The sequence below is a fragment of the Micromonospora mangrovicola genome (assembly GCF_047200535.1).
Classification (GTDB): domain Bacteria; phylum Actinomycetota; class Actinomycetes; order Mycobacteriales; family Micromonosporaceae; genus Micromonospora.
The window spans coordinates 57,016-64,011 of record NZ_JBJZOG010000037.1 but is presented as its reverse complement, the minus strand read 5'-3'; the positions used below and the strand labels follow the sequence as shown (position 1 = coordinate 64,011).

Below are 6,996 nucleotides of genomic sequence, written 5' to 3'. Positions count from 1 at the left end.
CCTTGAGCTCCAGGATCTCGCCCTGGGCGGCCACGGTGATCTTCTGGGAGAGGTCGCCCCGGGCCACCGCGGTGGAGACCTGGGCGATGTTGCGCACCTGCGCGGTGAGGTTCGACGCCATCGAGTTGACGCTGTCGGTGAGGTCCTTCCAGGTGCCGGCCACACCCGGCACCTCGGCCTGGCCGCCCAGCTTGCCCTCCGTGCCCACCTCGCGGGCCACCCGGGTCACCTGCTCGGCGAAGAGCCGCAGCGTGTCGGTGAGCGAGTTCATCGTGTCGGCCAGCTCGGCCACCTCGCCGCGCGCCCCGACCGTGATCTTCTGCGACAGGTCGCCCTTGGCCACCGCCGTGGCCACCTGGGAGATCGACCGCACCTGGCCGGTCAGGTTGGAGGCCATGGTGTTCACCGAGTCGGTGAGGTCCTTCCAGGTGCCCGCGACCCCGCGTACGTCGGCCTGGCCGCCCAGCTTGCCCTCGGTGCCCACCTCGCGAGCCACCCGGGTCACCTCGTCGGCGAACGACGACAGCTGGTCGACCATCGTGTTGACCGTGCGGCCGATCCGCAGGTACTCGCCGCGCAGCGGGCGGCCGTCGATCTCCAGCGCCATGTGCTGGGACAGGTCGCCGTCGGCCACCGCCAAAATGACCCGGGCGATCTCGGTGGTCGGCCGGCCCAGGTCGTCGATCAGCGAGTTGATCGCCCGCTGCCCCTCCGCCCACGAGCCGTCCAGGCCCTCATCGTCGAGGCGCTCGGTGAGCCGGCCCTCCCGGCCGACGACCCGGCTGATCCGGCGCAGGTCCAGGTGCCGCCGCTCCTGGAGCGACACGACGTCGTTGAAGGCGTCGGCCACCTCGCCGGCCAGACCCGCCCGTCGGGGCAGCCGGACCTTCAGGTCGCCGTGGTGGACCCGCCGCAGCGCCTCCACCAGTTCACCGAGGAGCACCTCGTGGTCGTCCGCGGCTACCGATTGTTTCGCCGTGGTCATCATTCCTCGCTCAGCTCGGGGCCAACCGGCACGTGCCGACACGCCGCCATCCCATCATTGTGCCCGCGCCACGTCGAGGGCTCGGCCTGCGTACACCCACCATGCCCGCGCGTCGCTCCGGTCCGGCCCGATCGACGGAGCGCTTGGCACCCGGGGTGGCGGCGGTGGAGGATACGAAGGTGTCAGCGGAGGTGGAGCCGGCGAAGAACGGCGGCTCGGACGAACACGTCCGGTGCGTCCGGCTTCCCGCCGACCGGCGTACCCCCGCCGCCGCCCGGGCACTGGTCCGGTCCGTGCTCGCCGAAGCCGGGTTGTCCGGGTTGGTCAACGAGGCGCTGCTGCTCACCACCGAACTCACCACCAACGCCGTCGAGCACGCCCGCACCGAACTGGACATCGAGGTCGCGGCGGACGAGACGGGACTGACCGTGACGGTCACCGACTTCGCCTCCGGGCCGGTCGAGGAGCTGGTGGTCGGCGTCCGCAACGACGCCTCGGAGATCACCGAGGTGGCCGAGCGCGGTCGGGGGCTGCTGCTGGTCGACCACTTCGCCAGCCGGTGGGGCACCACCTACCTGCCCACCGGCAAGGGGGTCTGGTTCCGGCTCGACCGCCCCGACGTGGCACCGGGTCCGGTCGAGCCCCGCACGGCGGTCGCCGTCCCGGACACCGTCGGCGAGACCACGCCGAGCGCCGCCGCGATGAGCGAGCTGATGCAGACCACCCCCGACCCGTACGCCGACGACCCGCTGCCGGAGTTCGCCGCCGACCTGCTGACCCGGCTCGCCGAGATGGTGGGCGCGGCCGGTGGTGTGGTCCGGCTGGACCGGGGCGACGGGCAGAGCGTCCAGGTGCTGGCCCGTTACGGCCGCCATCCGCGGGAGGGCAACGAGCTGCTTCGGGTGCCGCTCGCCGTGCACCGGCCGTACGCCGGTGAACTGGAGCTGGACGCGGCCCCCTCGGCGTACGCCCGGCCGCTGGCCGTGCTGGCCGCCGAGCGGCTCTCGCTGCACTTGGAGAACGACCGGCTGCGTCGGGCGGACATCCGGCGGTCGGCCTGGCTGACCTTTCTCGCCGAGGCGAGCGAGCTGCTCGCCCAGTCCCTCGACGTCGAGCTGACCATGGCGCTCATCCCGCAACTGGTGGTGCCTCGGCTCGGTCAGTGGTGCGCGGTGCACACCACCGACGAGTGGGGCCGGCTCCGGCTGGCCGCGGCCAGCCACGCGGAGGAGGCGATGCTGCCGCAGCTGCACCGGGTGCTCCGGGAGACCGGGCCGGACTCGATCCAGGCCCGGCTGCGGGAGGCGTCCCGGAGCGCGGCGCAGGTGCCGCTGGGCGGGCCGGTGGAGGGCTTCGCCGTACCGCTGATCGCGCGGGCGCAGCGGCTCGGCACCCTGGCGGTGGGCCGCCACCAGCGGCACCGGCACGACCCGGACGAGGTGTCGGTGCTGGAGGACGTGGCCCGGCGGGCCGCGCTGGCCATCGAGAACGCCCGGATCCACGCCGAGCGGCGCCGGGTCGCCCAGACCCTGCAAAAGTCGCTGCTGCCACCGGTGCTCCCGGTGGTCGAGGGCATCGGTTTCGCCGCCGAGTACGTCCCGACCGGCGACGACGCCGAGGTCGGCGGCGACTTCTACGACGTGGTGCCGCTCCCGGACGGCCGCTGGCTGGTGGTCATCGGGGACGTCTCCGGCAAGGGTGTGCAGGCGGCGGCGGTGACCGGCCTGGTGCGGGACGTGATCCGGGTGCTGGTCGGGGACGGCAAGCCGCTGCCGGAGGTGCTGATCCGGCTGAACGAGACGCTGGTCGAGCGGGGTGGCGGCCGGTACTGCACGCTCGCGCTGGCGGCGGTCGGGCCGGGCGAGGACCGGCAGCTCGAGGTCTCGCTGCACCTTGCCGGGCACGACCGTCCGGTGCTGCTGCGCGGCACCGGCGGCGCCGCCTTCGTCGGCACGGGGGGCACCGCGCTGGGTCTGCTCGACTCGATCGCCACGCCGACCGCGGAGATCCCGCTCGCGCCGGGCGACGCGCTGATCTTCTACACGGACGGGGTCACCGAGCGGCGGCGCGGCCGGGAACTCTTCGGCATCGAGCGGCTGCGCGAGTCGGCGGCCCCGCTCGCCGGCTACTCCGCCGACGTGGTGGCGGCCCGGCTCCGCGCCGCCGCGATCGGCTTCTCGGTCGAACCCCCACGCGACGACATCGCTGTCCTGGTCCTCCGCAACGACGCCCTCTGACCCCTCCCCTCCCACCCCCACCCCCGTCCGCGCCACTTCACGGAAAAAGTGGCTATTCGTCAGCGGATGAGCACTCATTCCGTGAATGAGGCCGCAGTGGGGGCGGTGAGGCCGCGGGGGTCAGAGGCCGCCGGGGAGGCGGCCGGGGGCCAGGCGGTGGCTCGGGTCGAAATGGGCCTTGGCGGCGCGGAGGCGGGACAGGGTCGGCAGCTCGCCCCACAGGTCGACCGCCCGGCGGACCGCGCCGGGCGCGGAGACCACGACGCACCGGCCCTGCCGAGCCACGAGGACCCCCCGGACGGCGGCCAGGATCTGCGCCACCCGCTCCGGCGGCAGCGAGCCGGGCAGCGCCGCGTGCACCACGCCGACCCCCGCGGAGCCCCGGACCGGCACCGGGGCCCCGGCCGCGTCGCGCAGCGCGTAGACCGCCGCGTGCAGGTCGTTGATGGGCACCTCGACCCGCAGTGCGGTGTCTCCCGGTCCGAACGGGTAGCGCCCCCACCACTCGGGCGCGGCGTGGCTCACGGCCGCCTCGTCGCCGAGCAACTCAACCAGGCGACCCGCCCGCTCCGCGACATGGGCCGGGCCGCCCTCGAGCAGCACCACCAGGCTGCCCGCGGCGGCCGGCCGGGTCGACCGCCCGGTGACCGCCGGATGGTCGGGACGGTGGACCACCGAGGGGTGCGCCGGGTGCACCCGCCGACGCGGCAACGGCAACGGCACCGGCAGGTCCAGCTCGACGGCCGCCGGGTCCAACCCGGCGGCGAGCACCGCCCGGACCAGGTCGTGCACCTCCAGCGGGGTCCACACCGGGCGGGACACCCAGACCCGGCCGGCCGGCATTGCCTGCACCCGCAGGGTGGCCGAGACCAGCACCCCGAGGCCGCCCTGGGAGCCGCAGAGCAGCCGCGCCAGGTCCAGCCCCGGCAGGTCGCTCCGGCCGAAGGCCGCCGCCGCGCCGCGATGCGCCGCGCCGGTCGCGGCCGGCGCCGCCCGGCCCAGCTGCGCGGTGCCGGCCTCGCCCAGGCTGACCAGCTCACCCTCGGCGTCCAGGTAGCGCACGCCGACGAGTTGGGCGCACGGGGTCCCGTGCCGGTGCCGGAGCGGGCCGGTCTCGTCGGCGGCGAGCACCCCGCCCAGGGTCGCGCCCGGAGAGGGTGCGTCGATCGGCAGCCGTCGGCCGGAGCGTTCCAGGGCCGACTGCACCGCCCGCAGCGGAGTGCCGGCCCCGACCTCGGCCAGCGCCGTCCCCTGCGGCTCGTGCCAGACGCCGGCGAGCCGGCCGGTGTCGAGCATGATGTCGACCTGCTCCGGGGCGGCGCCCCAGTCGATCTTGGTGCCGGCACCGCGCGGCACCACGGTTAGGCCGTGCGCCGCGGCCAACCGCAACACCTCGGCGGCGGCACGCGGACCGCCCGGCACCGCCACCCAGCGGGCCGTCCGGCCGGCCACCTCGTCGGCCGCGCCGGCGAAGCGGGCGAACGGCGGGCCGCAGATCCCCGCCAGTCGCCGGGTTATCTCCAGGGCTCCGGGTCGATTGGTGGAACTCGCTGCAGCCGCCATGGCGGTTATCGTACACATGTTCGAAAGAGCTGGTGGCGTGTCGCGGCGACCGGTCGTGGCGCGCCCGCCCGGCGGCGGCGCCCCGGCCGGTAACGTGACGCCGTGACCACCGAGACCCCTGTGCCCGTGGCCAAGCGCGTCCCGAGCGAGCGCACCCACCACGGCGACACCGTCGTCGACGAGTACGGCTGGCTCGCCACCAAGGACGACCCCGAGACGATCGCCTACCTGACGGCGGAGAACGCGTACACCGAGGCGCGCACCGCCCACCTGGAGCAGTTGCGCGCGAACCTGTTCGAGGAGACCCGCCGGCGCACCCAGGAGACCGACCTGTCGGTGCCCACCCGCAAGGACGGTTACTGGTACTACACCCGCACCGTCGAGGGGCAGCAGTACGGCGTGCAGTGCCGCCGGGCCGTCCACGACGGCGAGACGGCGCCCCCGGTCAGCGCGGACGGCGCACCGCTCGACGGCGAGGAGGTGCTGCTCGACGGCAACCAGCTCGCCGAGGGACACGACTTCTTCGCGCTCGGGGCGTTCGACGTCAGCCCCGACGGGCGCTGGCTGGCGTACTCGACGGACTTCTCCGGCGACGAGCGGTTCACCCTGCGGATCAAGGACCTGAGCACCGGCGAGGCGCTGCCCGACGAGATCCCCGACACCTTCTACGGCACCGCCTGGTCCACCGACGCCTCCACCCTCTTCTACGTCACCGTCGACGACGCGTGGCGGCCGAACCGGGTCTGGCGGCACGCCGTCGGCACCCCGTCGAGCGAGGACGTGGTGGTCCACCAGGAGGACGACGAGCGGTTCTGGGTGGGCGTCGAGCTGACCCGCTCCGAGCGGTTCGTGGTCATCGACATCCACAGCAAGATCACCAGCGAGGTGCGGGTGGTCCCGGCCGCCAACCCGACCGGTGAGCCGGCGATCATCGCCCCCCGCCGGCAGGGGGTCGAGTACGCGGTGGAGCACCACGGGCACCGCTTCCTGATCCTGCACAACGACGGCGCGGAGGACTTCGCGCTGGCCTACACCTCGGCGGACGCGCCGGGCGACTGGACCCCGCTGATCCCGCACACCCCCGGGACCCGGCTGGAGGCGGTCGACGCGTTCGAGAACCATCTGGTCATCTCGCTGCGCAGCAACGGGCTGACCGGGTTGCGGGTGCTGCCGATCGGTGGCGGCGACGCGTACGACATCGACTTCCCCGAGCCGCTCTACAGCGTCGGGCTGGACGCCAACCCGGAGTACCGCACCACCGAGCTGCGACTGCGCTACACGTCGCTGGTCACCCCGGACTCCGTCTACGACTACGACCTGGTGACCCGGCAGATGGTGCTGCGCCGGCAGAAGCCGGTCCGCCCCGGGCCGGACGGGCGGGCGTACGACCCGGCCGACTACGAGCAGCACCGGGACTGGGCGCTCGCCGACGACGGCACCCGGGTGCCGATCTCGCTGGTCTGCCGGACCGGCACCCCTCGCGACGGCTCCGCCCCCTGCGTCATCTACGGCTACGGCTCGTACGAGGCGAGCATCGACCCGTGGTTCTCCATCGCCCGGCTCAGCCTGCTCGACCGGGGCGTCATCTTCGCCGTCGCGCACATCCGCGGCGGCGGTGAGCTGGGCCGGCGCTGGTACGACGAGGGCAAGCTGCTGGCCAAGAAGAACACCTTCACCGACTTCGTGGCCTGCGCCCGGCACCTGGTCAAGGCCGGCTGGACCGGCAGCGACCGGCTGGTCGCCCGGGGCGCCTCGGCCGGCGGCCTGCTGATGGGCGCGGTGGCCAACCTCGCCCCGGACGCCTTCGCCGGGATCGTCGCGCAGGTGCCGTTCGTCGACGCGCTCACCTCGATTCTCGACCCGTCGCTGCCGCTCACCGTCACCGAGTGGGAGGAGTGGGGGAACCCCCTCGACGATCCCGAGATGTACGCGTACATGAAGTCGTACACCCCGTACGAGAACGTCCAGGCCGTCGACTACCCCGCGATCCTCGCGGTGACCAGCCTGAACGACACCCGGGTGCTGTACCACGAGCCGGCCAAGTGGGTCGCCCGGCTGCGGGCCGTCGCGCCGCAGGGCGACTATCTGCTCAAGACCGAGATGGGCGCCGGGCACGGCGGCCCCAGCGGCCGGTACGACGCCTGGCGCGAGGAGGCGTTCATCAACGCCTGGATCCTGGATCGCCTCGGCCGCGCCTGAGCTGCGGGGCGG

General features: G+C 74.0%; 4 protein-coding genes. 2 read left to right on the top strand and 2 right to left on the bottom strand.

The features are described from left to right. Window positions 1–985: HAMP domain-containing protein (locus ACL02O_RS17150; RefSeq protein WP_412819082.1), on the bottom strand; the 985-nt coding region annotated here is incomplete at its 3' end. A gap of 179 nt (window positions 986–1,164) precedes the next feature. On the opposite strand from ACL02O_RS17150, the gene ACL02O_RS17145 reads away from it, so the two are divergent. Beyond that, window positions 1,165–3,222 (top strand): SpoIIE family protein phosphatase, encoded by a 2,058-nt coding sequence (locus ACL02O_RS17145; RefSeq protein ID WP_412819081.1) that lies wholly within the window; start codon window positions 1,165–1,167, stop codon window positions 3,220–3,222. Between the two features lie 120 nt (window positions 3,223–3,342). Here ACL02O_RS17145 and ACL02O_RS17140 read toward each other — a convergent pair whose 3' ends face one another. Then, window positions 3,343–4,785, bottom strand: coding sequence for an FAD-binding oxidoreductase (locus tag ACL02O_RS17140; RefSeq protein ID WP_412819080.1), 1,443 nt, complete (start codon window positions 4,783–4,785; stop codon window positions 3,343–3,345). Between the two features lie 102 nt (window positions 4,786–4,887). On the opposite strand from ACL02O_RS17140, the gene ACL02O_RS17135 reads away from it, so the two are divergent. Then, complete coding sequence (locus ACL02O_RS17135) at window positions 4,888–6,984, top strand: S9 family peptidase (RefSeq protein ID WP_412819079.1); 2,097 nt, start codon at window positions 4,888–4,890, stop codon at window positions 6,982–6,984. The last annotated feature ends 12 nt before the right edge of the window (window positions 6,985–6,996 follow it).

What these genes read in the sequence shown, in the direction of transcription:
- ACL02O_RS17140 (WP_412819080.1), bottom strand. Translation starts at nt 4,785, where the DNA reads ATGGCGGCTGCAGCGAGTTCCACCAATCGACCCGGAGCCCTGGAGATA.